Source organism: Duganella hordei, assembly GCF_040369125.1.
Taxonomy (GTDB): Bacteria; Pseudomonadota; Gammaproteobacteria; order Burkholderiales; family Burkholderiaceae_D; genus Rugamonas; species Rugamonas hordei.
In genome coordinates this window covers 146,688-171,832 of record NZ_BPWI01000008.1, presented here as the reverse complement: position 1 = coordinate 171,832, position 25,145 = coordinate 146,688, and the positions used below count along the sequence as shown (strand labels likewise).

The following is a 25,145-nucleotide window of genomic DNA, read 5'->3' as shown; positions in this document are numbered from 1 at the left end:
TTATTTAAGTGCGCTCGGCCGCTTCGACGGTGTTCATCAGCAGCATGGTGATGGTCATCGGACCCACGCCACCCGGCACCGGCGTGATGTGCGAAGCCACTTCCTTGATGCCGGCGAAATCCACGTCGCCGCACAGCTTGCCCGCCTCGTCGCGGTTGATGCCGACGTCGATGACGATCGCGCCCGGCTTCACCATATCAGCGGTCAGCGTGTTGCGGCGGCCGGTTGCGGCCACAACGACGTCGGCCTGGCGGGTGTACAGGCCCAGGTCCGGCGTCGCACTGTGGCAGATGGTGACGGTGGCGTTGGCTTGCAAGAGCAGCAGCGCCATCGGCTTGCCGACGGTGTTGCTGCGGCCGATGACGACCGCGTGCTTGCCGCGCAGGCTGACGCCGGTGCTTTCGATCAGCTTCATGCAGCCGTACGGCGTGCACGGGCGGAAGCCGTCCAGGCCGGCCATCAGCTCGCCGGCGCTCAGCACCGAATAGCCGTCCACGTCCTTCTTGGTGGAGATGGCCTCGATGATCTTGTGCGGGTCGATATGCTTGGGCAGCGGCATTTGCACCAGGATGCCGTGGATGGCCGGATCGGCGTTCAGCGCGGCGATGCGCTCCAACAGGGCGGCCTCGGTCATGTCGGCAGGGTATTGTTCCTTCAACGAATAGAAACCGGCGTCCTCGCAAGCCTTGACCTTGTTGCGCACGTACACATGGCTGGCCGGGTCGTCGCCGACGATGATCACGGCCAGGCCGGGCTGCTTGCCTTGGGCGGTGAGGGCGGCAGCACGTGCAGCAATTTCCGTGCGCAGTTTTTGGGAGAGGGCGATTCCGTCGATCAGTTGTGCAGGCATGATTTAACCAGGTTGGAGAGGAAAGCAGGATTATAAAGCCGCAGCGCGCGCTGCGCCTCGTTTCCCACGGTTTAGTGATGTTGCGTCGCACAAGATTCTCATAGGGAAATTTCATAATACGAAATGACGTATCGTAATTTGAAAAATAAGAAAACTGCTGTTAGAATCGCACACGGCATTGAAGTATTGGTAAATAATCAGCGTTACGTCAGCACTCAAACTCAGGAGACTTAATACATGTCAGCTCAACTTGACCAGGTTACGGCAAACACCGACCCTGATTCGCAGGAAACCAAAGAATGGTTGGACGCACTGGCTGCAGTGCTGGAACAAGAGGGCCCTGAACGTGCTCACTACCTGATGGAGCGCCTGATCGACCTGGCCCGCCAAAGCGGCTCGGATATCCCGTTCTCCGCCAATACCGCCTACGTCAACACCATTCCCGCCCACCTCGAAACCCACTGCCCCGGCAACCTGGAATACGAAGAGAAGCTGCGCTCGTGGATGCGCTGGAACGCCATGGCGATGGTCGTCAAGGCCAACCGCGTCGACGGCGACCTCGGTGGCCACCTGTCCTCGTTCGCCTCGCTGGCCAACATGCTGGGCATCGGCTTCAACCACTTCTGGAAAGCGCCTAGCGACAGCCATGGCGGCGACCTGCTGTACATCCAGGGCCACTCGTCGCCAGGCGTCTACGCCCGCGCGTTCCTGGAAGGCCGTTTGAGCGAAGAGCAGCTGACCCATTTCCGTCGCGAAGTCGGCGGCAAGGGCCTGTCCTCGTATCCGCACCCGAAACTGATGCCGAACTTCTGGCAGTTCCCGACCGTGTCGATGGGCCTGGGCCCGCTGATGGCGATCTACCAGGCCCGCTTCCTGAAGTACCTGCACGCGCGCTCGATCGCCGACACCACCGACCGCAAGGTCTGGGCATTCTGCGGCGACGGCGAGATGGACGAACCGGAATCGCTGGGCGCGATCGGCATGGCCGCGCGTGAAAAGCTGGACAACCTGGTCATCGTCGTCAACTGCAACCTGCAGCGCCTGGACGGCCCTGTGCGCGGCAACGGCAAGATCATTCAAGAGCTGGAAGCGGACTTCCGCGGCGCCGGCTGGAACGTCGTCAAGGTCATCTGGGGCCCGGGCTGGGACGCCCTGCTGAAGCAGGACAAGGACGGCATCCTGCGCAAGGTGATGATGGACACCATCGACGGCGAATACCAGAACTACAAGGCCAAGGACGGCGCCTACGTGCGCAAGCACTTCTTCGGCAAGCATCCGAAGCTGCTGGAAATGGTCGCCAACATGACCGACGACGACATCTGGCGCCTGACCCGCGGCGGCCACGATCCGCACAAGATCTACGCCGCCTTCAAGGTCGCGCAGGAACACAAAGGCCAACCGACCGTGCTGCTGGTGAAGACCATCAAGGGCTTCGGCATGGGCAAGCACGGCGAAGCACGCAACACCGCGCACAACACCAAGAAACTGACCGACGAAGCGATCCGTGAAATGCGCGACCGCTACTCGATCCCTATCCCGGACGACCAGCTGGCAGACATCCCGTTCTACAAGCCTGCCGACGACGCGCCGGAAATCAAGTACCTGCACGAGCGCCGCGCCGCGCTGGGCGGCTACCTGCCGGCCCGCCGCATGAAGGCCGACGAGAAGCTGACCGTACCACCGCTGACCGCGTTCCAGAACGTGCTGGACCCGACCGCCGAAGGCCGTGAAGTGTCGAGCACCCAGACCTACGTGCGTATCCTGACCACGCTGCTGAAAGACCCTAGCGTCGGTCCGCGTATCGTGCCGGTGCTGGTCGACGAGTCGCGCACCTTCGGTATGGAAGGCCTGTTCCGCCAGGTCGGCATCTTCAACCAGCAAGGCCAGTTGTACGAGCCGGTCGATAAAGACCAGGTGATGTACTACCGCGAAGACAAGGCCGGCCAGATCCTGCAAGAGGGTATCAACGAAGCCGGCGGCATGAGCTCGTGGATCGCAGCGGCGACTTCGTACTCGACCAACAACCGCGTGATGATCCCGTTCTACACGTACTACTCGATGTTCGGCATGCAGCGTATCGGCGACCTGGTCTGGGCCGCCGCCGACATGCGCGCCCGTGGCTTCCTGATGGGCGGCACCGCCGGCCGCACCACGCTGAACGGCGAAGGCCTGCAGCACGAAGACGGCCATAGCCACCTGTTCGCAGCGGCTGTACCGAACTGCATGCCTTACGATCCGACCTTCGGCCATGAAGTGGCAGTGATCATCCAGGACGGTATGCGCCGCATGGTGGAAGACCAGGAAGACGTGTTCTACTACATCACCATCATGAACGAGAACTACCCGCACCCAGGCATCAAGCCGGGCCAGGAAGAGGGCATCCTGAAGGGTATGTACCTGCTGCAGGAAGGCGACAAGAAAGCCAAGCAGCGCGTGCAGCTGATCGGCTCCGGCACCATCCTGCGCGAATCGATCTTCGCCGCCGAACTGCTGCAGAAGGACTGGAACATCGCCGCCGACGTGTGGTCCGCTCCGTCGCTGACGCTGGTGGCGCGCGAAGGCCAGGACGCCGAGCGCTGGAACCTGGTCAATCCGACCAAGCCGCAACGCGTGCCTTACGTGGCGCAGCTGATGAAGGATACCTCCGGCCCTATCGTTGCGACGACCGACTACATGCGTGCGTTTGCTGAACAGATCCGCGCCTTCATTCCTAAAGACCGCACCTACCGCGTGCTGGGCACCGATGGTTTCGGCCGTTCGGATACCCGTGCCGCACTGCGCGAGTTCTTCGAAGTGAACCGTTACTACATCACGGTCGCCGCGCTGAAATCGCTGGCGGAAGAAGGCAAGATCGACGCCAAGGTGGTTGAACAGGCAGTCGTCAAGTACGGCCTCAATGCCGACAAACCAAATCCGGTGACCCAATAATCCGCTAAGAAAAAAGAAACGGAGCAAACGCTATGAGCATTGTGGAAGTTAAAGTCCCGGATATCGGTGATTTCAAGGAAGTTGAAATCATCGAGTTGATGATCAAGGTCGGCGACACCATCAAGGTGGACCAGTCGCTGATTACCGTTGAATCGGATAAGGCCAGCATGGAGATTCCTTCGTCCGCCGCTGGTGTGGTCAAGGAAATCAAGGTCAAGGTCGGCGACAAGGTGGCCGAAGGTTCGCTGCTGCTGTTGCTGGAGGCTGATGGCGCCGGCGCGGCCGCTGCTCCTGCCGCCGCACCGGCCGCTGCGGCTCCCGCACCGGCGCCTGCCGCTGCCCCAGCGCCCGCGCCGGCTGCCGCCGCTTCGTCCGGCCCGGTCGAAGTCAAGGTGCCGGACATCGGCGACTTCAAGGAAGTGGAAGTCATCGAAGTGATGGTCAAGGTTGGCGACACGATCAAGGTCGATCAGTCGCTGCTGACCGTTGAATCGGACAAGGCCAGCATGGAAATCCCTTCGTCGCACGCTGGTGTGGTGAAGGAAGTGAAGATCAAGGTTGGCGACAAGGTTGCCATGGGCACGGTCGTGCTGGTGGTGGAAGCTACGGGCGGCGCTGCCGCACCTGCAGCTGCCCCTGCAGCCGCCGCCGCGCCAGCAGCTGCAGCCGCTCCGGCCGCAGCCGCTCCATCGCCGGCTCCGGCCGCTGCCGCCGCTGCGCCAAGCGCATCGCAAGGCTCGGTCCAGACCGGCAAGCTGGCGCACGCATCGCCGTCGATCCGCAAGTTCGCCCGCGAACTGGGCGTCGACCTGGGCAAAGTGCCTGGTTCCGGTCCTAAAGGCCGCATCACCCAGCTGGACGTGCAGAACTACGTCAAGGGCGTGATGGCCGGCACCACATCGGCGCCTGCCGGCGCAGCCGCGGGTTCGGGCGTTGGTGGCGGCGGCAACTTCAGCGTACTGCCATGGCCGTCGCTGGACTTCAGCAAATTCGGTCCGACCGAACTGCTGCCGCTGTCGCGCATCAAGAAAATCTCCGGTCCCAACCTGCACCGCAACTGGGTCCAGATCCCGCACGTCACGCAGTTCGACGATGCCGACATCACCGACCTGGAAGCGTTCCGCGTCGAGACCAACAACGCCAATGCCAAGAACAAGGACGCAGCCAAGCTGACCATGCTGGCCTTCGTCATCAAGGCATCGGTCGCCGCGCTGAAGAAATTCCCGTCGTTTAACGCGTCGCTGGATGAGAAGGGTGAAAACCTGATCCTCAAGCAGTACTACAACATCGGCTTCGCCGCCGACACGCCGAACGGCCTGGTTGTACCGGTGATCAAAAACGCCGACCAGAAATCGGTCTCGCAGATCGCCAAGGAAATGACCGACCTGTCGCTGCAGGCGCGCGAAGGCAAGCTGAAACCGACCGACATGCAAGGCGCCAGCTTCACCATCTCGTCGCTGGGCGGCATCGGCGGCACGCACTTCACGCCTATCGTCAATGCGCCGGAAGTGGCGATCCTGGGCCTGTCCAAGGCCTCGATCAAGCCGGTCTGGGACGGCAAGGCATTCCAGCCTCGCCTGATGATGGGTACCTCGCTGTCCTACGACCACCGCGTGGTCGACGGCGCGATGGGTGCTCGCTTCTCCGTGTACCTGAGCGAAGTGCTCGGCGACATGCGCAAAATTCTGCTGTAAGGAGCGACTATGAGCACAGAAGTGAAAGTGCCGAACATCGGCGACTTCGCAGAAGTTGAAGTGATCGAAGTGATGGTCAAGGTTGGCGACACGATCAAGGTCGATCAGTCGCTGATCACCGTGGAATCGGACAAGGCCAGCATGGAGGTTCCGTCCTCGCACGCCGGCGTGGTCAAGGAAGTCAAGGTCAAGGTCGGCGACAAGGTCAAGGAAGGTTCGCTGATGCTGGTGGTGGACGCTTCCGCTGGCGCGGCCGCCGCTCCGGCAGCCGCAGCCCCTGCACCGGCTGCCGCCGCATCGGCTCCGGCCCCTGCGCCGGCACCGGCCGCACCGATCGCCGCGCCAGCCGGCAGCAGCTACGCCGGCAAGGTCGACATCGACTGCGACATGATGGTGCTGGGCGGCGGTCCAGGCGGTTACTCCGCCGCGTTCCGCGCCGCGGACCTGGGCCTGAACACCGTGATCGTCGAGCGTTACGAAACGCTGGGCGGCGTGTGCCTGAACGTGGGTTGCATCCCGTCGAAAGCGTTGCTGCACGTGGCATCCGTGATCGACGAAACCTCGCACATGTCCAACACCGGCGTCACCTTCGCCAAACCGACGATCGACATCGACCAGGTACGCAAGTACAAGGAAGGCGTCATCAAGAACATGACCGGCGGTCTGGCCGGCATGGCCAAGGCACGCAAGACGCAGGTCGTCACCGGCGTCGGCCAGTTCCTGAGCGCGAACCACATCGAAGTCACCGCCGGCGACGGCACGAAGAAGGTGGTGCAGTTCAAGCAGGCCATCATCGCTGCCGGTTCGGCCGTGGTGAAGCTGCCGTTCGTGCCTGAAGATCCGCGCATCGTCGATTCGACCGGCGCGCTGGAATTGCGTCAGATCCCGAAACGCATGCTGGTCATCGGCGGCGGCATCATCGGCCTGGAAATGGCCACCGTGTACTCGACCTTCGGCGCGCGCATCGACGTGGTCGAAATGATGGACGGCCTGATGCAAGGCGCCGACCGCGACGCGGTCAAGGTCTGGCAGAAGTTCAACGAGAAGCGCTTCGACAACATCATGACCAAGACCAAGACGGTTGGCGTTGAAGCGCTGCCGGAAGGGATCAAGGTCACCTTCGAAGCGGCGGAAGCCGGCGCCACCGCGCCAGCGCCGCAGGTCTACGACCTGGTGCTGGTCGCAGTGGGCCGCAGCCCGAACGGCAAGAAGATCGCCGCCGACAAGGCCGGCGTTGCGGTGACCGATCGCGGCTTCATCCCCGTGGACAGCCAGATGCGCACCAACGTGCCGAACATCTTCGCCATCGGCGACCTGGTGGGCCAGCCTATGCTGGCGCACAAGGCGGTGCACGAAGGCCACGTGGCGGCGGAAGCCGCAGCGGGCCAGAAGTCGCACTTCGACGTGAAGGTGATTCCATCGGTGGCCTACACCGATCCGGAAGTGGCATGGGCCGGCATCACCGAGGACGAAGCGAAAGCCAAGGGCATCAAGGTCGAGAAGGGCCACTTCCCTTGGGCAGCGAGCGGCCGCGCCGTGGCCAACGGCCGCGCCGAAGGCTTCACCAAGCTGCTGTTCGATGCTGAAACGCACCGCATCATCGGCGGCACCATCGTCGGCACGCACGCCGGCGACATGATCGGCGAGATCGCGCTGGCGATCGAGATGGGTTGCGACGGCACCGACATCGGCAAGACGATCCACCCGCACCCGACCTTGGGCGAGTCGATCGGCATGGCCGCCGAAGTGTACGAAGGCGTCTGCACCGACCTGCCTCCACCACGCAAGCGCTAAGCGTAGTGTCATCACAAAACCGGGACTTGTTCCCGGTTTTTTTATAGCCGGGGTTTCAAGATGTCTTCCATACTGTCGTTTATCCCGTTGCTGTTGTCGATCGCGCTGTACACCAGCATCGTCAAGTTCGCCGCCTTCCTGTACAGGCGCGCGCTGCTGAGCTGGCGCGACGCCTGCATCTTCAGCTTGATCTTGTTGATGGTGCTGGGCGCCGGCACGCTGCTGAACCGCTTGTCGGGCAACGCGATACCGCTGGCCGTGTCGATCGCGGCCGGCATGGTGATCCAGGTCGGCATCGGCGCCTGGTACCTGGCGCCCCGCGCGCGCACGGCCGGCGGCGAACCGCAGGGCAGCAAGGGCGCAGCCATGCTGGCGCTGATCGCCTATGGCTTGATCGCCGCACTCGGCTTGTTGGCCGGCGTGGCGATGGTGGCGCTGCGCGGCTGATGACTTAGCGCGTCAGACGGTAGAGCAGGATCGCGGTGCGGATCGTCGCGCGTTCGATGGAGGCGATTTCCAGGTCTTCATCCGGCGAGTGGGCGCCGTTGCCGGTGGCGCCCAGGCCGTCGAGGCTGTCGACCAGCGGCGCCACGAACTGCACGTCGCCGGCGCCGCGCTGGCCCGGCGGCAGGGCGGGGATCTCGCCCAGGCCGGCGTCGCTGCTGGCTTGCGAATAGGTTTTCAATACCGCCAGGTTGCCCGGCGTCGGCGACATCGGCGGATACGATTCGTGGAACACAATGCTGGCGCTGGTGCCCGGCAGGTTCTGCGCGACGATGGCTTTCATCTTGGCGTGCGCGCGGTCGCGCTGCTCGTAGCTGAGATAGCGCAGGTCTCCTTTCACAGTGGCCGTCTTGGCGATCACGTTGCCCTTGCCGGAAGCCTGGCCGTTGGTGCCTGTGGCGTCGACGCTGACGTCGGTGCCCCCCATGATCAGGCCGGGACTGAAGGTCAGGTCAGGCTCGATCACCTGCTGGCGGAAGCCGTCCAGTATCCGCGCCGCTTCGTACACCGCGCCATAGCCGGCGCCTTCGGTGAAGATGCCGCTGGAGTGGCCTTGCTTGCCTTTCACCTCCAGTTCCCACGACGACGAGGCGCGGCGGCCGATGGTGCCGGTGTCCTTGCCGTTCTTGTCGCGCACCGTGGCCTCGAAGGCGAGGGCGATGTCGCTGCGTTTGGCGGCTGCGATCATGTCGGCGCGAGAAATCTCGATCGGATGGCCGGCGCTTTCCTCGTCGCCGCTGAACATCACCGTGATATTGGTATTATCCAGCGCGCCCACGCGCTGCAAGGCGCGCAGGGCTTCGACGATGATGACGTCGCCGCCTTTCATGTCGTTGACGCCCTGGCCGCGCACGCGTGCGCCGTCGCGCTTCCACAGTTGTACCTTGCTGTCTTTTTCAAACACGGTGTCCAGGTGGCCGATCAGCAGCAGGCGCTTGCCTTGCTTGCCTTCGCGTGTGGCGACAAGATGGCCGGCGCGTTGCAGCGCCGGCGGCATGTCGATCCAGCGCGTGGCAAATCCCAATTGATCGAACTGTTCGCGGAACAGCTTTCCAACTTCGCGTACGCCTTCGTGGTTCATGGTGCCGCTGTTGATATTCACTGAGCGCTCCAGCAACTGCAAGCCCTGCTCGGAATGCGCCTTCACTTCGGCGACAATCTTCTGCTCAACCGGCGAAAGCTCGGCGGCATGCGCCACGCTCAACGTCATCATCAGTGCTGCGAACGCGTACGGTTTCAATACCATGTGGACTCCGGAAGTTGAATCTCAAGCTTGCGCCGACGCGGGCAGACCGAAGATGCGGTCGAAAGCGAGGCTGAAGAGAAAGGTATAAATCATAAAGAATACCACCAGCCCCACGTCCAGCACAAAGGCTTCCCACAGCGAGACATCCAGCCACCAGGCGAACAGCGGCACCAGGATGATCACCAGGCCGCCCTCGAAACCCAGCGCGTGCGCGATGCGGCGCAGCCAGCTGCGGCCACGCTTGGCCTGGCGCGCTTCCCATGCTTCGAACATGCCGTTGTAGAGGAAATTCCACACCACCGCGACCAGCGACGAGGCCACGGCGGCGATGCCGGCATGTCCGGCGTCGTGCCCGGCCAGGAACACCAGCGCACTGCTGGTGAGGCCGATGGCGATCAGTTCAAACAATGAGATATAGACGACCTTGCGTTTCAGTCCTTGCATAATGTTTCCTCCGTAATACGATGCAACCATGGTAATCGACTATTTCTGATCGAAAAAGTCGACAGCTATCAGTTTTTCTGACAGCATGAGGCATGGCCTTCTCCAGCGATAACATCGCCATCTTTCTCGCCGTGCTAGATCACGGTTCGTTTTCCGCAGCGGCGCGGGCGCTGGGGCGGGTGCCGTCCGCCGTCAGCATGGCCATTGCGAACCTGGAGGCGGAGCTGGACCTGCAACTGTTCGAGCGCAGCTCGCGCGAAGTGAGGCCGACCGCGTCGGCGCGCGCATTGGAGGCCGAGGCGCGGCAGATGGCCGGCCAGTTGCGCCGCCTGCAGGCGCATGCACTGTCGCTGCACCAGGGGCTGGAGCGGCGGCTGACGCTGGCCATCGCGCCCGAGCTGTTGTCGGCGCCGTGGAGCGATCCGCTGGCGCGGCTGGCGCAGGAGTTCCCGTCGCTGGAGGTGGACGTGCTGTCGGCGCCGCAGAACGACGCGCTGCGCATGCTGCACGACGGCTCGGCGCAGTTGGCGCTGATCTACGAGCGTCCGCAGACCGACCAGCGCGAAAGCTTCCAGGAGTTGGGCAGCGAGGTGCTGGTGGCGGTGATCTCGCCGCGGCATCCGCAGGCGCGCGAGCGCAACGGCCAATTCCGGCTGGAAGACCTGGTCGATATCCGTCAGATCGCCATCGTCAGCCGCGACGCGCGGATGGAGGACGAACGGGTGCTCATCTCGCGCAAGCTGTGGCGCACCGACAGCCATCTGGCCACGCTGCGGCTGGTGCAGGCGGGCGTCGGATGGGCCTACCTGCCGCGCAGGCTGGCGGCGCCGATGCTGGACTCGGGCGAACTGCTGGGCATCGGCTTCTCGCACATGAGCAACCAGGTGCAGTTGTGGGTGGACGTGGTGTGGCTCAACGACCAGCCGCTGGGCCTCGGTGCGCGGCGCCTGATCGCGCTGATGAAGGACATCGCCGGGCTGGAGGCGCGTCCGGCGCAGCAGTAGCGAAGCTGGTATATTCGCAGTGCCGATTTTTGATAAAGGACATCCATGCTACGCTTGAAACTCGCAGTCGCCGCTGTCGCCTTGCTGGCCGGCGCTGCATTTGCATCGCCCACCGCGCCGCGCAACGGCGCCGAGTACACCACCTTGAAAACGCCGCAGCCGGTGCAGGCGCAGGGCAAGAAGGTCGAGGTGATCGAGTTCTTCATGTATCACTGCCCGGCGTGCTACGCGCTGGAGCCGGCGATGCTGGAGTGGGTCAAGAAGCAGGGCGATAACATCGTCTTCCGCCGCATTCATCTGCCGCTGACCGGCGAGAATGATCCGGAGGCGCACCTGTTCCTGACGCTGGAAGCGATGAAGCTGGAAGAGTCGCTGCACGCCAAGATACTGAGCACCTGGCACGTCGAGCGCCGCCGCCTGAAAAGCGACGCGGACAATCTCGATTGGGCGGTGAAGAACGGCATCGACAAGGACAAGTTCCTGGCGGTGTACAACTCGTTCTCGATCGTCACCAAGCTGAAAAACGCCGGCCGCGTGGCGGGCACGTATGAGGTCACGAGTACACCGACCTTGATCGTCGGCGGCCGCTACTCGACCAATCCGTCGATGGTCGACGCCAGCAATCCTGGCATCCCGCGCCAGAAGCTGGACCAGGCGACCTTGCAGGTGCTGGACGCGCTGGTCGCGCAGGCGCGCAAATAAGGTGGCGGCGAACAAGGAGTTCGTGAGCTGGATGCGCGAGCAGTTCGCGCCGCTGGGTGGCGCGGTGTCGGATGCGGTCTTTTTCGGCGGACGCGCGTTCAGTTATCACGGCAAGCAGTTCGCGTGGGTGATGGGCAGCACGCTCTACCTGCGTGTCGGCGACGCCACCCGCGCCGGGTTCGAGGCCGAAGGCGCGCAGCCGTTTTCCTACGAGACGAAGAAGGGCACGGTGCAGGTCCGCAAATTCTACACGGCGCCCGAGTTCCTGCTGGACGATCCCGAGCAGATGCTGGTGTGGGCGCGCAAGGCGATCGATTCGGCGGAATAGACTTCCAGGTCGGATGCGGTTTGCGTTTATCCGCGAAGGGTGGCGTTCGTCGGCGCCTGGCTGCGTTTGTCGCAAGCCTGCCCCGGCGCTCGTTTCAGGATGCATAGTGATGCCATGACAATCCGTCATGACCACGGAGAATTGATATGAAATTCAAAATCCTGATTGTGATACTGCTGGCGTCCATCGGCATCGCGGCATCTGCGGCGACGGCAGGCAACTGGTTCTTGACCGGCGGGAAGCCAAAATCGTATGAAATCGGCGAGGACAGCAATGTGACGGTCAGCGGCAAGGGTGCGCGTTACATACGCTATGTCGACGGTGATGCCAACGCATTCGGCACGCTGATGCAGCAGATCTCCGCCAAGAATTATCAGGGCAAGCGCGTTCGTTTCCAGGCGATGATCAAGACCCGCGACGTCAGCAACTGGGCTGGTTTGTGGATGCGTATAGACAGCCCGGGCCCCCGCAACGCAGCGTTTTATAACAGCCAGGATAAGCCCATCGCTGGCAGCACCGATTGGCAGTTGCGCAGCGTGACCCTGGATGTCCCGGAAGACGCGGCGGCATTGAGTTTTGGCGTTATCGATGCCGGCAAGGGACAGGTTTGGATAGACCAGCTTTCACTGGAGGTGGTCGGTCCGGAGATTCCCGTGGACGTGTACCCCGGACATGGTCCGTTGGCAGCGGAACCCGTACTGTAAGGTTGAACGCCATATGAAACCCCTGCACGTGATCGCCACCGTGCTGACCGCGACCTCCCTGTGGGTCGTGGCGGCGGAATCGGTTGGAAAGCTGCCGTCTCCATGGTTTGTGTCGGGCGACCGTATCAGCTCTTACCAGGCTGGCATAGACAATGTGGAAACGGCCAGCGGCAGGGGGGCCAAGTTCTTGCGCTATACCCAGGGCGACGGCAAGGGTTTCGCAGCGCTGACCCAAGTCATCTCGGCCCAGCGCTATGTCGGCCAACGGGTACGCTTCCGCGCGAAAATCAAGACCCGTGGTGTGAGTAACTGGGCCGGCTTGTGGATGCAGGTACAGGCAAAACAGCGTCCCAACGCCGCCTTCTATAACAGCAGCGATCAGCCCATCAAAGGCGACGCCGATTGGCAGCTGCGCAGCGTCACGCTGGATGTGCCGGAAGATGGCGTCAGCATCGCCTTCGGCGTGATCAATTCCGGCAGCGGCCAGGTGTGGATAGATGAACTGTCCTTTGAGGTGGTGAGCAACGCCTTGCCGGTGGATGTGATGCCTCCCACCCATCTGCCGGAGCAGCCCACGCTATGACCGGCCTGCGTGCGTGGATGGGCGCCGACCCTGGCGGCGCCGCGCAGGCGGTGAGGCAGCATGCCGGGTGCTCGCCGCGCCAGCTGGGACTGAGCGTGGTGCTGGTCGGATTGACGTCGACCCTGGCTTTCCAGCTGCGGGCCTACACCTGGCTGGCCCTGTTCGCGGCTTTGCTTGTGCCGCTGGGAGGCACTGCCGGGCTGTTGCTGCTGATGCAAAGCAGCTGGCCGGCGACACGGACATGGGGCGCAGTTTGGGCCAGCCTGATGGTGTTTGTGCCTGTCAGTGCGGTGTCGGCCGGCTGGATCTACGCGGCTTGCCTGTCGCAGATCGGAATCGATGTCCTCAACGAACGCCAGGTGATGGCGGCGGAAGCGGCGCTGATCATGCTGCTGCTTTTGCTGCCGCTCTGGATGTCGCAACATCATGCGCGCGCGTTGCGCCTGGCCCAATTGTCGCAGGCTGCCCTGGCTTCAGACCTGAAGGCGCTGCAGGCGCAGATTGAGCCTCACTTCCTGTACAACACGCTCGCCAATACGCGCTACCTGGTACGTCATCAGCCGGAACGGGCGGTCGAGATGCTCGACCACCTGATCGCCTATCTGCGCAGTGTCTTGCCTGATCTGCGCAGTCCTATGTCCACCCTGGGCCGCGAGTGCGAACTGGCTGGGCATTACCTCGAATTGATGGCGATACGCTATGGCGAGCGCCTGAGTGTTCAAGTCCATTGCGACAATGATGTGCAAGGCTTGACGTTGCCGCCGCTGATGCTGATGCCTCTGGTGGAAAACGCCGTCCAGCACGGCGTGGAGCCGCATGCGGGGCCGGTGACGGTTGCGGTGTCCGCGCAGCGCACCCAGGACCGCGTGCAGGTTATGGTTCGGGACAACGGTGCAGGCGTCGGCAACGCCGTGCTGGGAAGCGGCGTGGGCCTGCGCAATGTCAGGCAACGCCTGGACGCGTTGTATGGGCCCGCCGCCAATCTGCGCCTGAGCATGGGGGCGGATGGTTGGACCACCGCGGAGTTGACACTGCCGTTTTCATTAACCAGTTCCAGTTAAAAACATGACTATCGTCTCCCCGCGCATCCTGATTGCTGACGACGAGCCGCTGTTGCACGCTGAATTGCGGGCCGCCCTGGCCTCCTTATGGCCAGAGGCGGTATTGGTAGGCGTAGCCACCGACGGCGCGCAGGCGTTGCGGCTGGCCCGCGAGCTGGAGCCCGATGTCGCCTTCCTGGACATTCGCATGCCGGGATTGAGCGGCCTCGAAGTGGCCCGCGCATTTGGTTCGCGCACGCATGTGGTTTTTGTGACGGCGTACCAGGAGCATGCGCTTGCCGCATTCGACGAGGGCGCGGTGGACTATGTGCTGAAGCCCATTGATCCGGTGCGCCTGACACGGGCGATCGAGCGCTTGCGTGCCCGGCTGGGAACGCCCCCGCCTGACCTGGCGCGCCTGGTTCAGCAACTGGCGCCGAAGAAGCCTCCGGCCTGGCTTCAGGCCAGCGTTGGCAACACGATCCACTTCATCGATCTGAACGATGTGATCTATTTTGAATCCGAGTTCAAATACACACGGCTGGTCAGCGACCAGATGGAAGCCCACATCCGCACGCCGCTCAAGGAGTTGGCGGAGCAACTGGAGGAGGCGGGGTTCTGGCAGATACATCGCGGCTATCTGGTCGCGGTCAAGCGCATCGAGGCGGTGAACCGGGATGCCGACGGGGCGCTGTGGCTAAGCCTGCGCGGTCATGCATCCCGCCTGCCCGTGAGTCAGCGATTCCAGCATCGCTTCAGGGGAATGTAGGAGCGGATCCTCAAGGATGCGTGTCGAGGAAGGCCAGCATGCGCTGGTTGAAGATCGCCGTCTGTTCCATCTGCGGCAGGTGGCCGGACTGGTCGATCTCGACGTATTCGGCGGCGGGAATCGCGCGCCGGATGTGGGCCGATTGCGCCACCGGTATCGTCGGATCCTGCTTGCCCCAGATTAGCTGCACCGGCAGGCCTGCCTTGGCGATGGTGGCGTACATGGCGTCGAAATCGACCTGCGCCAGCTGCATCCGCGACCGGTACAGCGCGCGGCCGAAGCCGCGGAACGCCATCTGCGGCCGATAGCGGTCGGCCCAGCCGGGGAACTGCTCCGGGTGCAGGAAGTCGGTGGCCTGGTTGTCGGCCATGGTCGGCACGGCGGCGACCTGGAACAGATAGGGGCCGAGCAGCGGCACTTGCAGCTGCCACGGGATGGTCGGCCGCGCGTTCGATGGATCGACCAGGGTCAGCGTGCGGATCCGCTGCGGATGCGTGGACGCGTAGTGCGCCGTGACGAAGCCGCCGAACGAAAGGCCGAACAGGTCCACCTGCCCGCTCACTTGCAGCGCCTTGAGCAGGTCGTCGATCTGCTGGTCGTAGAAGGCGCCGTCGTAGGCGGCGTCGGGACGGTCGGACAGGCCGCGCCCATACAGGTCGTAGCGGATCACGCGGTAGCCCGCCTCGTTGAGCGCCTTGAAGGTCGGGTCCCAGATGTAGGAAGGCACCGAGAAGCCGTGCACCAGCAGCGCGACGCGGCCGTTGGCGGGGCCGGCGGCTTCGTAGTGCGTGACGCCGCCGCTCAGCGCGACGAAGGCGCCGCGCGCGCCCGCGCTGTTGCGGGCCTGGTCATCAAGCGTGAGTGTTTCGGGATTTTTGTAGCGGTAATAACCGGCGGCGCCGCCTCCGGCAAGCACGATCACGATCAACAGCCAGCGTAGCAGTTTCATAGCAGTCCGACATCAAGTTGGCAGACCGCCATCGTCTCATATTTCCGCACTACGGATCAGCTCGTGTCCAAATGTCGGCACTGACCCCGGGGCTTAGTTGACGGTGAAGAGGGTGGGGATTTCGATGCCGCCACTGCGCGCGGCTTCGGCGTAGGCTTGCAGCTGCTGGATTACCGCGTCCAGCTGTTCCTGGCCCGGGTTGGCCTGAAAGTTCTTGATGCGCTCGTTCATCAGCGTTATCTGCTTGCTCCAGTCCAGTCGATTCGTTTTGCTCATGTGCGCTCCGTGTTCGAAAAATCCAGTATAGAGCAAATGGCAAACTTGCACAGCGTCTAACGAAGCACGCCGCGCAGGAACAGGTCCAGCCCTTCCTTCGCCTGCGTGCGCAACTCTTCGGTCGACCGCGTTTGGTCGGTCGGGAACAGCAGCCGCGTGATGATGTCGCCCATGATGCAGTTGATCAGGAATACCGGCAGCGTGTCGACCGGCAGGTCGGCGCGCAGCTGGGCGCGGATGTCGGGACGGGCGAAGAAGCGGCCCAGCTCCTCGCGCGTGCGCTGCGGGCCGGCCTTGAAGAAGGTTTCGGCCAGCTCCGGCGTGGTGCGCGCCTCGGCCACCACCATGCGGTGCAGGCTGCAGAAGGCCGGCATCGAGATCAGCTCGAGGAAGCGCAGCGAGAAGTCGCTGAGGATGTCCTGCAGCGGCCGGGTGTCGGTTTCCATGTTGTCCATGCCGGCGAAGAAGTGCTCGCGGCCGTTGGTGATGACGGCGTTCAGCAAACCGGACTTGCCGCCGAACTTGACGTAGATCGTGCGCACCGCCACGTGCGCTTCGCGGGCGATCATCTCCAGACTGACCTTGCTGTAGCCCTTTTCCAGGAACAGCGTGGCGGCCGTGTGCAGCAATGCCTGCCGGCGGGCTTCCTTGTCGGCTGCGCGCGGGCGGCCGGCGGCCTTGCCGTAGCAGGGCGAGTCGGGGGAGTCGTTGGCGGCGCCTTCAGGACAGTCTTGCTCCTGCAGGGCCTCGGCGTTGGCGGCGGTGATCTTCATGGTTGCTTATGGTAATGGATGCCGACATCGTAGTCCAAAATAAAATGAAATGCAATCGTTTCATTTCTTGACTTTGACGAAAAACCGGCCAATAATGCACTTCTTCCATTTCATTTCTCTTTTGGAGCCGCACATGTCCACCCAGCACAACCAAGAACAGAAAGTGCTCAGCGCCGTTCCCGCCGCCCAAGCCGCTCCGGTGGCGCCGGCCGCCCCGGCAGCGCCGGCCAAGTCCAACCGCCGCGTGCTGGTGATCGCCGCGATCGTCGCGCTGGCCGCACTGGCAGCCGGTGGCCGCATGTGGTATCGCAGCCATTATTTCGTCGAGACCGAGAACGCCTATGTGGCCGGCCACGTGCATCCGGTGTCGGCGCGCATCTCCGGCGTGGTCACCAAGGTGCTGATCGACGATAACCAGATCGTCAAGGAAGGCGATGTCATCGCCGAACTGGATCCATTCGACCAGCACGTCAAGGTGGAGCAGATCCAGGCGCAGATCGCCAGCGCCGAGCAGCAGGTGCTGCAGTCGGACGCGCAGATCGCCCAGGTGCAGGCCCAGGCCAGCGGCGCCGCCGCCCAGGTGGCGCAGTCGGAAGCGCAGCTGGTGCGCGCCAAACAGGACGCCGAACGTTACGGCCAGCTGTATAACAGCCAGATGAAAGCCGTGTCGAAAGCGGAACTGGACGCCGCCGTCGCCGGCCGCGCCAGCGCCGTGGCCGATCTGGCCGCGCGCAAGGACAGCGCCACCGCCGCCAAGGCCCAGATCAACGCCGCCCGTTCGGCGCGCGACGTGCTCAAGGCGCAGGTGAGCGTGCTGCGCGTGCAGCTGAAGGACGCCGAGCAGCAGCTGGCCTACAACAAGATCCTGGCGCCGGTCGGCGGCCGTATCGGCAAGCGCACCATCGAAGTGGGCCAGCGCGTGACGGCCGGCCAGCAGCTGACCGCCATCGTGCAGGAAAACGTCTGGCTGACCGCCAACTTCAAGGAAACCCAGCTGGCCGGCCTGAAGCCGGGCCAGGAAGTCAAAGTCACCATCGACGCGATTCCGGGCCGTGAACTGATCGGCAAGGTGGACAGCTTCGCCCCGGCCTCGGGCGCCCAGTTCGCGCTGCTGCCGGCCGATAACGCCACCGGCAACTTCACCAAGATCGTCCAGCGCGTGCCGGTCAAGATCACCTTCAAGCCGGAAGACGTGAAAGCGTTGAGCGGTCGCCTGGTGCCGGGCATGTCGGCGATCGCCGAAGTGGCGATCAACCAGCACTAAGGACGCGCCATGGCTAGCACCACAATCGATACGCCTGCCGCCGGGAAGCCTTTCGTGCCCGCCGTGCCGGGCGAGAAGGTCTCCGGCCGCACCTGGATGGCGGTGGCCGCCGGCATGCTGGGCGCCTTCATGGCGGTGCTCGACATCCAGATCACCAACTCGTCGCTGAAGGACATCCTCGGCACCCTGTCGGCCACGCAGGAAGAGGGCTCGTGGATCGCCACCGCCTACCTGGTGGCCGAGATCATAGTCATTCCGATGACCGGCCTGCTGTCGCGCGTGTTCGGCGTCCGTGCCTACATGATGGGCACCACCGCGCTGTTCCTCGGCTTCTCGACCCTGTGCGGTTTCGCCTGGAACCTGCCAAGCATGATCGCCTTCCGCATGCTGCAGGGCTTTACCGGCGGCGCGCTGATTCCGATGGCGATGACCCTGGTGATGACCCAGCTGCCGCCGTCCAAGCGCGCGGCCGGCATGGCCATCTTTGGCCTGACGGCGACGCTGGCGCCGTCGATGGGCCCGACTTTCGGCGGCTACCTGAGCGAGCTGTATGGCTGGCCATCGATCTTCTACATCAACTGGGTGCCCGGCCTGCTGCTGATCGGCGGCATCGCCGTCGGCCTGGACAAGGAAAAGCGTCAGCTCAACCTGCTGCTCAACGCCGACTGGCTGGGCATCGCCTTCATGGCCGTGGGCCTGGGCAGCCTGACGGTGTTCCTCGAAGAGGGCAACAGCAAGGACTGGTTCGATTCGTCGTTCATCATCACCTTCGCGGCGCTGGCCATCGTCGGCCTGCTGGGCTGGGTGGTCACCAGCGCCATGCGCGCCCAGCCCTTCGTCAACCTGGGACTGTACGGCCGCCGCAACTTCTTCGCGGCCACCGCGCTGTCGATGGCGATGGGCATGGGCCTGTACGGCTCGGCTTTCCTGCTGCCGCTGTACCTGGGCCAGATCGCCGGCTACTCGCCGATGCAGATCGGCGAAGTGATCATGTGGGCCGGTCTGCCGCAGCTGTTCATCATGCCGTTCGTGGCCAAGCTGTCGTCGAAGATCGACAACCGCATCCTGTGCACCTTCGGCCTGCTGCTGTTCGGCGGCTCCTGCCTGATGAACGCCTACATGGACGCTTCCACCGGCTACGACCAGCTGCTGCTGTCGCAGGTGGTGCGCGCGTTGGGCCAGCCGTTCGTCATGCTGACCTTGTCGAACTTCGCGATGAACGGCATCGAGCCCAAGGACATGCCGTCGGCATCGAGCCTGATCAACATGACCCGCAACCTGGGCGGTTCGATCGGCATCGCGCTGCTGGCCACCGCGCTGACTTCGCGCGAGCACTTCCACTCGCAGCGCATCGGCGAATCGGTGACCGGCTTCGCGGCGGCCACGCAGGAACGCCTGGCGGCGCTGACGCAGTCCTTCATGAGCAAGGGCTTCGATGCGACCAGCGCGTCCGACATGGCGCTGAAGGCGGTTGACGGCATCGTGCGGCGCGAGGCGTATGTGATGGCTTACAACGACGGCTTCTTCCTGGTCGCGGCGGTGCTGTTCGGCTGCATCGGCGTGCTGTGGTTCTCGGACAAAGTCAAAGCCCCTTCGTCGGGCGGTGGCGGCGGCGCGCACTAAGCGCCGGCCTTCAATCTAAAATATTAAGTGAGGTAACACCATGTTGAATTCAGCTTTGAAGCGCCTGACGCTCGCTGTCTCCGTTACGCTGGCCATCAGCGGCTGCGCCACCGTCGGCAGCGATTTCTCCGCGCCGAAAAACGTCGCCGACGCGTCGTTCCGCCATCTGCCGCAAGCCGGCGCCAGCGAGGCACACTTGCCCGCCCAGTGGTGGACCGTATTCAACGACGATACGCTGAACCGTCTCGAACAGACCGCGCTGCGCGACAACCCGAGCGTGAAGGCGGCGGCGCAGCGGCTGGTGCAGGCGCTGGAGCAGGCCGGCGTGTCGCGTGCCAACCAGCAGCCGTCGCTGAGCGTCAGCACCTCGGTGTCGAACTCGCGCACCTCGGCCGAAACGTCGCAGGGCCTGGCGCTGGGCGGGCGTTCGATCAAGGGTAACAACTACGCGATCGGCGCCTCGATGTCGTACGAACTCGATCTGCTGGGCCGCGTGCGCCGCCTGGTCGAAGCGTCGGACGCTCAGGCGCTGGTGGCCGAAGCGGACCGTGACGGCGTGCTGTTGCTGCTGTCGTCGCAGCTGGCGACCACCTACTGGCAGCTGCGCGGCCTGGACGCCGAGATGGCGATCCTGAACGGCGCGCTCGACACCCGCCGCGAAACCGAGGAGCTGGTGACGGCGCGTTTCAACGCCGGCCTGTCGAATGAACTGGACGTGTCGCGCGCGCGCATCGAGCGCGCCAACGCGCAGGCCGACCTGCATGAAGTGCAGCGTCAGCGCAACCTGCTCGAGCACAGCCTGGCGACCCTGGTCGGCGCTTCGCCGTCGGCGATGCTGACGGCGGCCAAGGCCGATCCAGCCGTGCTGCCGCTGCCGCCGGCGATTCCTGTCGGCCTGCCGGCCAGCCTGCTGGCGCAACGCCCGGACCTGGCGGGCAGCGTGGCCAACCTGCGCGCGGCCAATGCGCAGATCGGCGTGGCCGAAGGCGCGTTTTACCCGTCGCTGACGCTGACCTCCAACTTCGGCTATGCGTCGGAGAGCCTGCGCGAGCTGGGCAAGGGCGGTTCGCGCCAGTTCAGCGTCGGCCCGTTGGCGCTGTCGCTGCCGATCTTCGACGGTGGCCGCAACAAGGCCAACCTGGCGATCTCGAAGGCGCGCTATGAAGAGGCGATCGCCAACCACGAGACCAAGCTGCTGACGGCGCTGCGCGAAGTGGAAGACGCGCTGTCGGACGTGCAGGAACGCCAGCTGCAGGGCGAGGCGCAGCAAGCCTCGCAAGTGGCGGCGGCGCGCGGCTACCTGGTGGCGCGTGCGCGCTACGAGCGCGGTGTGTCGACCTATCTCGACGTGACCGATGCGCAGCGCAGCGCGCTGGCGGCCGACCGCGCGGCGGTGCAGATCAACACCCAGCGCCTGCTGGCGGCGGTGTCGGTGGCGCGCGCGTTGGGCGCGGGCTGGCAGCCGAGCGCACAACTGGCGACGGTGGCGCAGAACGGCGCCATCAAGCCGCTGGCCAACTGACGTTACCCTTTACGCGGATGAGGCCAGCGGCAACCCTGCCGCTGGCCCGAAGCGTTCCACCACGAAGTCGATGAAAGTGGTCAGCTTGGGCGTGGCCCGCCGGTCGCGCGGGTAGACCAGGTTCATCGGACGCGCCGGTGGCAGGTGGCCGCACAGGATGGGCACCAGCCGTCCGGCGGCAATGTCCTGCGCCAGCAGCACTTCGGCCTGCATCACAATGCCAAAATCCTTGAGCGCGGCCATGCGCAAAGCCTGCCCGCTGTTGGTGCGGAAGCGGCTGGCCGGCAGCTCGCGCTTGCCGCGCACGTCATGCACCGACTGCAGGCGCCAGCGCACGCCCACCGCGCCCACCATGAAATCCAGGCATTCGTGTCCGGCCAGGTCGTCCGGCGTTTGCGGCGTGCCATGCCGCGCCAGATACGCTGGCGAGGCGCAGATCGCCATCGCGTAGTTGAACAGCGGACGCGCGATCATGCCGGAGTCGTCCAGCGCGCCGATGCGCACGGCGGCGTCGTAGCCTTCCTCCACCATGTCGACCATGCGGTCGTTGAGACTGAGATCCACGCTCACTTCCGGGTGCAGGCGCAGGTAGTCGGTGATCGCCGGCGCCAGCCACTCGCTGCCGAAGGAGAAGGGCGCGGTGATGCGTATCCGTCCGCGCGGCACGCTGCGCATCGCCTCGGCGCCGGTTTCGGCGGCGGCGATCTGCGCCAGGATGGCGCGGCACTGCTCGACGTACTGGGCGCCGATCTCGGTCAGGCTCTGGCGGCGCGTGGTGCGCGTCAGCAGGCGCGCGCCCAGCGTGGCCTCCAGGTGGGCGATGTGCTTGCCGATCATCACCGGCGACAGCTGGAAGGCGCTGGCGGCGGCCGTGAAATTGCCGGCGTCGACGACGGCGACGAAGATCTCCATGCTGCGCAGCTTGTCCATGTTATTGCTAAGTATGAGTTAGTAATGATCTTCATGTTAGCTCATTTATTCCTTTGGTGTTGAGGTGGATACTGGCGTTCATCCCATCACTCACAAGGAGAACATCATGAAAGTAGTCGTTATTGGCGCAGCGGGCACGGTTGGCAAGGCGGTTGTGGAGCAACTGGGGCAGCGGCATGAGATCGTCACCGTCGGCTCCAGCAGTGGGCAGTATCAGGCCGACATCGCGGATATCGCGCAGGTACGGGCCTTGTTTGCGCAGATCGGCCGCGTCGACGCGGTGGTGGTGGCCGCGGGCGCTCTGCATTTCGCGCCATTGGCCGGCTTCACGCCGGAGCAGTTTTATGTGGGCCTGAACAGCAAGTTGATGGGGCAGGTCAATGTGGCGCTGGTGGCGCAGGAATACCTTAACGACGGCGGCTCGATCACGCTGACCAGCGGCATCGTGGCCGATGAGCCTATCCGCAACGGCGTCAGCGCCACCATGGTCAATTCTGCTATCGAAGGCTTTGCGCGCGGCGCGGCGATCGAGCTGCCGCGCGGCTTGCGCATCAATGTAGTCAGCCCGACGGTGCTGGAAGAATCGATGGGCAGCTATGGTCCGTTCTTCATCGGTTTCGAGGCGGTGCCGGCGCGCCGCGCGGCGCTGTCTTATGCGCGCAGCGTTGACGGTGCGCAGACTGGTCAGGTGTATCGCGCGTGGGGAGCCGCGGCGTGAAGGTGGTCGTTGTCGGCGGGAGCGGGACCATCGGCCGGGCCGTTGTCGAGCAGCTGGGGCTGCGGCATGAGATCGTGACGGTCGGCGCGCGCGGCGGGCAGTATCAGGTCGATATCGAGGACATCGCGCAGGTACGGGCGTTGTTTGAAAAGGTCGGCCGCGTCGACGCGGTGGTGGTGGCGGCAGGGGCTTTGCATGTGGGGCCGCTTGCCGGGCTGACGCCGGCGCATTTTTACGTCGGTCTGAACGGCAAGCTGATGGGGCAGGTCAACGTGGTGCTGGTCGCGCAGGAGTTTCTCAGCGATGGTGGCTCGATCACGCTGACCAGCGGTGTCGATACCGAGCATCCGATACGGGGCGCGGTGGCGGCGTCCACCGCCAATGCGGCGGTGCAGGGATTCGTGCGGGCGGCCGCGATCGAGCTGCCGCGCGGCTTGCGCATCAATGCCGTCAGCCCGACGGTGCTGCAGGAGTCGGCGCATCTGTTCGGCGACCTGTTCACCGGCTTCGAGCCGATCGAGGGCAGCCGCGCCGCCTTGTCCTACGCCCGCAGCGTCGATGGCGCGGAAACGGGGCGGATATACAGGGCCTGGTGAGGCATGCGGGAGCGGTGATCGTATAATGTGGGCCTCACTCTACCCGAGGATCCAATGAAAAAAATACTGCTCCCTCTGGCCCTGGCAGCCGCCTGCGCCTCCGCTTTCGCCGCGCCTGCGAGCCTCGCCGATCTGGACAAGATGACCAAGCGGTTCGCGCCGATCGCGCTGACCGCCGACACCAGCAAACTCTCTGCTGGCGACAAGAAGGCCATCGCCAAGCTGATCGAAGCGGCCAAGATCATCGACGTGCTGCAGCTACGCCAGCGCTGGTCCGGCAACGAGGCCCTGTGGGCCGCGCTGCAAAAAGACCAGACCCCGCTGGGCAAGGCGCGCCTGAACTACTTCTGGCTCAACAAGGGCCCGTGGTCGATCCTGGACGACCATCAAAGCTTCCTGCCCGCCGAAGTGTCGGGCATCGCCGTGCCGGCCAAGAAGCCCGAAGCCGGCAATTTCTATCCTGAAGGCGTCAGCAAGCAGGCGCTGGAAACCTGGATGAACGCCTTGCCGGCGATCGACAAAGAGCAGGCGCAATGGTTCTTCACCACCATCCGCAAAAACGCCGACGGCCAGTTCAAGACCGTCAAATACTCCGACGAATACAAGCCGGAACTGGAGAAGGCCGCCGCGCTGCTGAAGCAGGCCGCTGCCGAAACCGACAACGCCTCGCTGAAGAAATTCCTGGAACTGCGCGCCGATGCCTTCCTGAGCAACGACTACCTGGCCTCCGACTTTGCCTGGATGGACCTGGACGCGCCGGTCGACATCACCATCGGCCCATACGAAACCTACAACGACGAGCTGTTCGGCTACAAGGCCGCGTTTGAAGCCTACGTCAACATCCGCGACCAGAAGGAAACGCAGAAGCTGGACTTCTTCGCCAAGCACATGCAGGAGCTGGAAGACAACCTGCCGCTGGATGCGCAATACCGCAATCCGAAAGTCGGCGCGCTGGCGCCGATGGTGGTGGTCAACCAGGTGTACGGCGCCGGCGACGGCAACATGGGCGTGCAGACGGCCGCCTACAACCTGCCGAACGACGAGCGCATCATCAGCCAGCGCGGCTCCAAGCGCGTGATGTTGAAGAATGTGCAGCAGGCCAAATTCAAGTCCACGCTGACGCCGATCTCCAAACTGGTGCTGAAGCCGGCCGATCAGAAAGACGTCGATTTCGATTCCTTCTTCACCCACATCCTGGCGCACGAAATCACCCATGGCTTGGGTCCGCACATCACAAAAAACAACGGCGCCGAATCGACGCCGCGCCAGGACCTGAAGGAAGCCTATTCGACCATCGAGGAAGCCAAGGCCGACATCACCGGCCTGTACGCGCTGGGCTACATGATGGACAAGGGGCAGCTGGCCGGCACGCTGGGGCAGGGCGCCGCCGCCGAGCGCAAGTTGTACACCACCTTCCTGGCATCGGCTTTCCGCACCTTGCACTTCGGCCTGACCGATTCGCACGCGCGCGGGATGGCGATCCAGATGAACTACATCCTCGACAAGGGAGGTTTCATCTCGCACGGCGACGGCACCTTCGCGGTGGATTTCAAGAAGATCAAGCAGGCCGTGATCGACCTGGACCGCGAGTTCCTGACCATCGAAGCGACCGGCGACTACGCCCGCGCCAAGGACATGATGGCCAAGTACGTGGTGATCCGTCCGGACGTGCAAAAAGCGCTGGATAAAATGAAAACAGTTCCGAACGACATCCGCCCGGAATTCAAGACCGCCAATACGCTGCTGGGTAAATAAAAAATCCGGGGTCAGATCCGACATTTGGACACAAGCTCTGCCGTAGCGACTGCTACGGCAGAGCTTGTGTCCAAATGTCGGATCTGACCCCGGATTGTGACCCCGGATTGCTTTCAAAACTTCAACGATTCAACTTTTTCTACGTATTA

At 63.8% G+C, this 25,145-nt stretch carries 24 protein-coding genes; 17 read left to right on the top strand and 7 right to left on the bottom strand.

The genetic code is table 11. From position 1 onward, the window contains the following. Positions 1 to 4: 4 nt before the first annotated feature. The gene (gene folD, locus ABWW33_RS19505; protein WP_353403306.1) at positions 5 to 850 is read right to left on the bottom strand and encodes a bifunctional methylenetetrahydrofolate dehydrogenase/methenyltetrahydrofolate cyclohydrolase FolD; all 846 of its coding nucleotides are present in this window, start codon (positions 848 to 850) and stop codon (positions 5 to 7) included. Between the two features lie 237 nt (positions 851 to 1,087). On the opposite strand from folD, the gene aceE reads away from it, so the two are divergent. From aceE to ABWW33_RS19485, 4 genes are read left to right on the top strand one after another with little or no spacing between them, the layout of a single operon-like run. Next, positions 1,088 to 3,778 (top strand): pyruvate dehydrogenase (acetyl-transferring), homodimeric type, encoded by a 2,691-nt coding sequence (gene aceE / locus ABWW33_RS19500; RefSeq protein WP_353403305.1) that lies wholly within the window; start codon positions 1,088 to 1,090, stop codon positions 3,776 to 3,778. A 32-nt stretch (positions 3,779 to 3,810) separates the two neighbouring features. Continuing rightward, the gene (gene aceF / locus ABWW33_RS19495; RefSeq protein WP_353403304.1) at positions 3,811 to 5,472 is read left to right on the top strand and encodes a dihydrolipoyllysine-residue acetyltransferase; all 1,662 of its coding nucleotides are present in this window, start codon (positions 3,811 to 3,813) and stop codon (positions 5,470 to 5,472) included. Positions 5,473 to 5,481: 9 nt separating this feature from the next. Further along, positions 5,482 to 7,266, top strand: a complete 1,785-nt coding sequence (gene lpdA / locus ABWW33_RS19490; protein ID WP_353403302.1) for a dihydrolipoyl dehydrogenase — start codon at positions 5,482 to 5,484, stop codon at positions 7,264 to 7,266. Positions 7,267 to 7,326: 60 nt separating this feature from the next. Beyond that, positions 7,327 to 7,713 (top strand): hypothetical protein, encoded by a 387-nt coding sequence (locus ABWW33_RS19485; protein WP_353403301.1) that lies wholly within the window; start codon positions 7,327 to 7,329, stop codon positions 7,711 to 7,713. A gap of 4 nt (positions 7,714 to 7,717) precedes the next feature. On the opposite strand, the gene ABWW33_RS19480 is transcribed toward ABWW33_RS19485, so the two are convergent. Then, a complete protein-coding gene (locus ABWW33_RS19480) occupies positions 7,718 to 9,016 on the bottom strand; it encodes a M20/M25/M40 family metallo-hydrolase (RefSeq protein WP_353403300.1) in 1,299 nt (432 codons plus the stop codon). Between the two features lie 21 nt (positions 9,017 to 9,037). After that, positions 9,038 to 9,460 (bottom strand): PACE efflux transporter, encoded by a 423-nt coding sequence (locus tag ABWW33_RS19475; RefSeq protein WP_353403299.1) that lies wholly within the window; start codon positions 9,458 to 9,460, stop codon positions 9,038 to 9,040. Between the two features lie 92 nt (positions 9,461 to 9,552). Here ABWW33_RS19475 and ABWW33_RS19470 point away from each other — a divergent pair, with 92 nt between their 5' ends. The 7 genes from ABWW33_RS19470 to ABWW33_RS19440 all read left to right on the top strand — a co-directional run bounded on the left by ABWW33_RS19470 (position 9,553) and on the right by ABWW33_RS19440 (position 14,590). Next, on the top strand, positions 9,553 to 10,464 hold the full coding sequence (locus tag ABWW33_RS19470; RefSeq protein WP_176652806.1) for a LysR family transcriptional regulator: 912 nt from the start codon (positions 9,553 to 9,555) through the stop codon (positions 10,462 to 10,464). Positions 10,465 to 10,509: 45 nt separating this feature from the next. Next, positions 10,510 to 11,166 carry a thiol:disulfide interchange protein DsbA/DsbL gene (locus ABWW33_RS19465; protein ID WP_353403298.1) on the top strand — a complete coding sequence of 219 codons (657 nt, stop codon included), beginning with the start codon at positions 10,510 to 10,512 and terminating at the stop codon, positions 11,164 to 11,166. A 31-nt stretch (positions 11,167 to 11,197) separates the two neighbouring features. After that, positions 11,198 to 11,494, top strand: coding sequence for a TfoX/Sxy family protein (locus ABWW33_RS19460; RefSeq protein ID WP_176652808.1), 297 nt, complete (start codon positions 11,198 to 11,200; stop codon positions 11,492 to 11,494). 146 nt (positions 11,495 to 11,640) lie between these two features. Beyond that, positions 11,641 to 12,198 carry a transcriptional regulator gene (locus ABWW33_RS19455; protein ID WP_353403297.1) on the top strand — a complete coding sequence of 186 codons (558 nt, stop codon included), beginning with the start codon at positions 11,641 to 11,643 and terminating at the stop codon, positions 12,196 to 12,198. 13 nt (positions 12,199 to 12,211) lie between these two features. After that, positions 12,212 to 12,781, top strand: a complete 570-nt coding sequence (locus ABWW33_RS19450; protein ID WP_353403296.1) for a transcriptional regulator — start codon at positions 12,212 to 12,214, stop codon at positions 12,779 to 12,781. After that, a complete protein-coding gene (locus ABWW33_RS19445; protein WP_353403295.1) occupies positions 12,778 to 13,842 on the top strand; it encodes a sensor histidine kinase in 1,065 nt (354 codons plus the stop codon). Before ABWW33_RS19450 ends, ABWW33_RS19445 begins: the two co-directional genes overlap by 4 nt. A 4-nt stretch (positions 13,843 to 13,846) precedes the next feature. Beyond that, on the top strand, positions 13,847 to 14,590 hold the full coding sequence (locus ABWW33_RS19440) for a LytR/AlgR family response regulator transcription factor (RefSeq protein ID WP_353403294.1): 744 nt from the start codon (positions 13,847 to 13,849) through the stop codon (positions 14,588 to 14,590). A 10-nt stretch (positions 14,591 to 14,600) separates the two neighbouring features. On the opposite strand, the gene ABWW33_RS19435 is transcribed toward ABWW33_RS19440, so the two are convergent. The 3 genes from ABWW33_RS19435 to ABWW33_RS19425 all read right to left on the bottom strand — a co-directional run bounded on the left by ABWW33_RS19435 (position 14,601) and on the right by ABWW33_RS19425 (position 16,588). Further along, positions 14,601 to 15,539, bottom strand: coding sequence for an alpha/beta fold hydrolase (locus ABWW33_RS19435; protein WP_353403293.1), 939 nt, complete (start codon positions 15,537 to 15,539; stop codon positions 14,601 to 14,603). 93 nt (positions 15,540 to 15,632) lie between these two features. Next, positions 15,633 to 15,815, bottom strand: a complete 183-nt coding sequence (locus ABWW33_RS19430) for a hypothetical protein (protein ID WP_176652162.1) — start codon at positions 15,813 to 15,815, stop codon at positions 15,633 to 15,635. 56 nt (positions 15,816 to 15,871) lie between these two features. After that, the gene (locus tag ABWW33_RS19425) at positions 15,872 to 16,588 is read right to left on the bottom strand and encodes a TetR/AcrR family transcriptional regulator (protein WP_353403292.1); all 717 of its coding nucleotides are present in this window, start codon (positions 16,586 to 16,588) and stop codon (positions 15,872 to 15,874) included. 133 nt (positions 16,589 to 16,721) lie between these two features. Between ABWW33_RS19425 and ABWW33_RS19420 the strand changes: the two genes are divergently transcribed. From ABWW33_RS19420 to ABWW33_RS19410, 3 genes are read left to right on the top strand one after another with little or no spacing between them, the layout of a single operon-like run. Then, entirely contained in the window at positions 16,722 to 17,852 is a 1,131-nt protein-coding gene (locus tag ABWW33_RS19420) for an HlyD family secretion protein (protein ID WP_176652815.1), read from the top strand. 9 nt (positions 17,853 to 17,861) lie between these two features. Beyond that, a complete protein-coding gene (locus ABWW33_RS19415; protein WP_353403291.1) occupies positions 17,862 to 19,475 on the top strand; it encodes a DHA2 family efflux MFS transporter permease subunit in 1,614 nt (537 codons plus the stop codon). A 40-nt stretch (positions 19,476 to 19,515) separates the two neighbouring features. Continuing rightward, entirely contained in the window at positions 19,516 to 20,997 is a 1,482-nt protein-coding gene (locus ABWW33_RS19410) for an efflux transporter outer membrane subunit (protein ID WP_353403290.1), read from the top strand. Positions 20,998 to 21,006: 9 nt separating this feature from the next. On the opposite strand, the gene ABWW33_RS19405 is transcribed toward ABWW33_RS19410, so the two are convergent. Continuing rightward, on the bottom strand, positions 21,007 to 21,927 hold the full coding sequence (locus ABWW33_RS19405; protein WP_353403289.1) for a LysR family transcriptional regulator: 921 nt from the start codon (positions 21,925 to 21,927) through the stop codon (positions 21,007 to 21,009). Positions 21,928 to 22,033: 106 nt separating this feature from the next. On the opposite strand from ABWW33_RS19405, the gene ABWW33_RS19400 reads away from it, so the two are divergent. Genes ABWW33_RS19400 through ABWW33_RS19390 form a run of 3 tightly spaced genes read left to right on the top strand, consistent with a single transcriptional unit; the run spans position 22,034 to position 24,996 of the window. After that, positions 22,034 to 22,645, top strand: coding sequence for a short chain dehydrogenase (locus ABWW33_RS19400; protein WP_353403288.1), 612 nt, complete (start codon positions 22,034 to 22,036; stop codon positions 22,643 to 22,645). Further along, entirely contained in the window at positions 22,642 to 23,241 is a 600-nt protein-coding gene (locus tag ABWW33_RS19395; RefSeq protein WP_353403287.1) for a short chain dehydrogenase, read from the top strand. Before ABWW33_RS19400 ends, ABWW33_RS19395 begins: the two co-directional genes overlap by 4 nt. A 54-nt stretch (positions 23,242 to 23,295) precedes the next feature. After that, positions 23,296 to 24,996 (top strand): DUF8614 domain-containing protein, encoded by a 1,701-nt coding sequence (locus ABWW33_RS19390; protein WP_176652821.1) that lies wholly within the window; start codon positions 23,296 to 23,298, stop codon positions 24,994 to 24,996. The last annotated feature ends 149 nt before the right edge of the window (positions 24,997 to 25,145 follow it).

Excerpts from the sequence above, each read along its gene's own strand:
- ABWW33_RS19450 (WP_353403296.1), top strand. The coding sequence starts at position 12,212 with ATGAAACCCCTGCACGTGATCGCCACCGTGCTGACCGCGACCTCCCTG.
- ABWW33_RS19400 (WP_353403288.1), top strand. The coding sequence starts at position 22,034 with ATGAAAGTAGTCGTTATTGGCGCAGCGGGCACGGTTGGCAAGGCGGTT.
- ABWW33_RS19460 (WP_176652808.1), top strand. The coding sequence starts at position 11,198 with ATGCGCGAGCAGTTCGCGCCGCTGGGTGGCGCGGTGTCGGATGCGGTC.
- folD (WP_353403306.1), bottom strand. The coding sequence starts at position 850 with ATGCCTGCACAACTGATCGACGGAATCGCCCTCTCCCAAAAACTGCGC.
- ABWW33_RS19405 (WP_353403289.1), bottom strand. The coding sequence starts at position 21,927 with ATGGACAAGCTGCGCAGCATGGAGATCTTCGTCGCCGTCGTCGACGCC.
- ABWW33_RS19445 (WP_353403295.1), top strand. The coding sequence starts at position 12,778 with ATGACCGGCCTGCGTGCGTGGATGGGCGCCGACCCTGGCGGCGCCGCG.
- ABWW33_RS19475 (WP_353403299.1), bottom strand. The coding sequence starts at position 9,460 with ATGCAAGGACTGAAACGCAAGGTCGTCTATATCTCATTGTTTGAACTG.
- ABWW33_RS19485 (WP_353403301.1), top strand. The coding sequence starts at position 7,327 with ATGTCTTCCATACTGTCGTTTATCCCGTTGCTGTTGTCGATCGCGCTG.
- ABWW33_RS19410 (WP_353403290.1), top strand. The coding sequence starts at position 19,516 with ATGTTGAATTCAGCTTTGAAGCGCCTGACGCTCGCTGTCTCCGTTACG.
- aceF (WP_353403304.1), top strand. The coding sequence starts at position 3,811 with ATGAGCATTGTGGAAGTTAAAGTCCCGGATATCGGTGATTTCAAGGAA.
- ABWW33_RS19440 (WP_353403294.1), top strand. The coding sequence starts at position 13,847 with ATGACTATCGTCTCCCCGCGCATCCTGATTGCTGACGACGAGCCGCTG.
- aceE (WP_353403305.1), top strand. The coding sequence starts at position 1,088 with ATGTCAGCTCAACTTGACCAGGTTACGGCAAACACCGACCCTGATTCG.
- ABWW33_RS19425 (WP_353403292.1), bottom strand. The coding sequence starts at position 16,588 with ATGAAGATCACCGCCGCCAACGCCGAGGCCCTGCAGGAGCAAGACTGT.
- ABWW33_RS19430 (WP_176652162.1), bottom strand. The coding sequence starts at position 15,815 with ATGAGCAAAACGAATCGACTGGACTGGAGCAAGCAGATAACGCTGATG.
- ABWW33_RS19470 (WP_176652806.1), top strand. The coding sequence starts at position 9,553 with ATGGCCTTCTCCAGCGATAACATCGCCATCTTTCTCGCCGTGCTAGAT.
- ABWW33_RS19465 (WP_353403298.1), top strand. The coding sequence starts at position 10,510 with ATGCTACGCTTGAAACTCGCAGTCGCCGCTGTCGCCTTGCTGGCCGGC.
- ABWW33_RS19390 (WP_176652821.1), top strand. The coding sequence starts at position 23,296 with ATGAAAAAAATACTGCTCCCTCTGGCCCTGGCAGCCGCCTGCGCCTCC.
- ABWW33_RS19435 (WP_353403293.1), bottom strand. The coding sequence starts at position 15,539 with ATGAAACTGCTACGCTGGCTGTTGATCGTGATCGTGCTTGCCGGAGGC.
- ABWW33_RS19415 (WP_353403291.1), top strand. The coding sequence starts at position 17,862 with ATGGCTAGCACCACAATCGATACGCCTGCCGCCGGGAAGCCTTTCGTG.
- ABWW33_RS19455 (WP_353403297.1), top strand. The coding sequence starts at position 11,641 with ATGAAATTCAAAATCCTGATTGTGATACTGCTGGCGTCCATCGGCATC.
- lpdA (WP_353403302.1), top strand. The coding sequence starts at position 5,482 with ATGAGCACAGAAGTGAAAGTGCCGAACATCGGCGACTTCGCAGAAGTT.
- ABWW33_RS19420 (WP_176652815.1), top strand. The coding sequence starts at position 16,722 with ATGTCCACCCAGCACAACCAAGAACAGAAAGTGCTCAGCGCCGTTCCC.
- ABWW33_RS19480 (WP_353403300.1), bottom strand. The coding sequence starts at position 9,016 with ATGGTATTGAAACCGTACGCGTTCGCAGCACTGATGATGACGTTGAGC.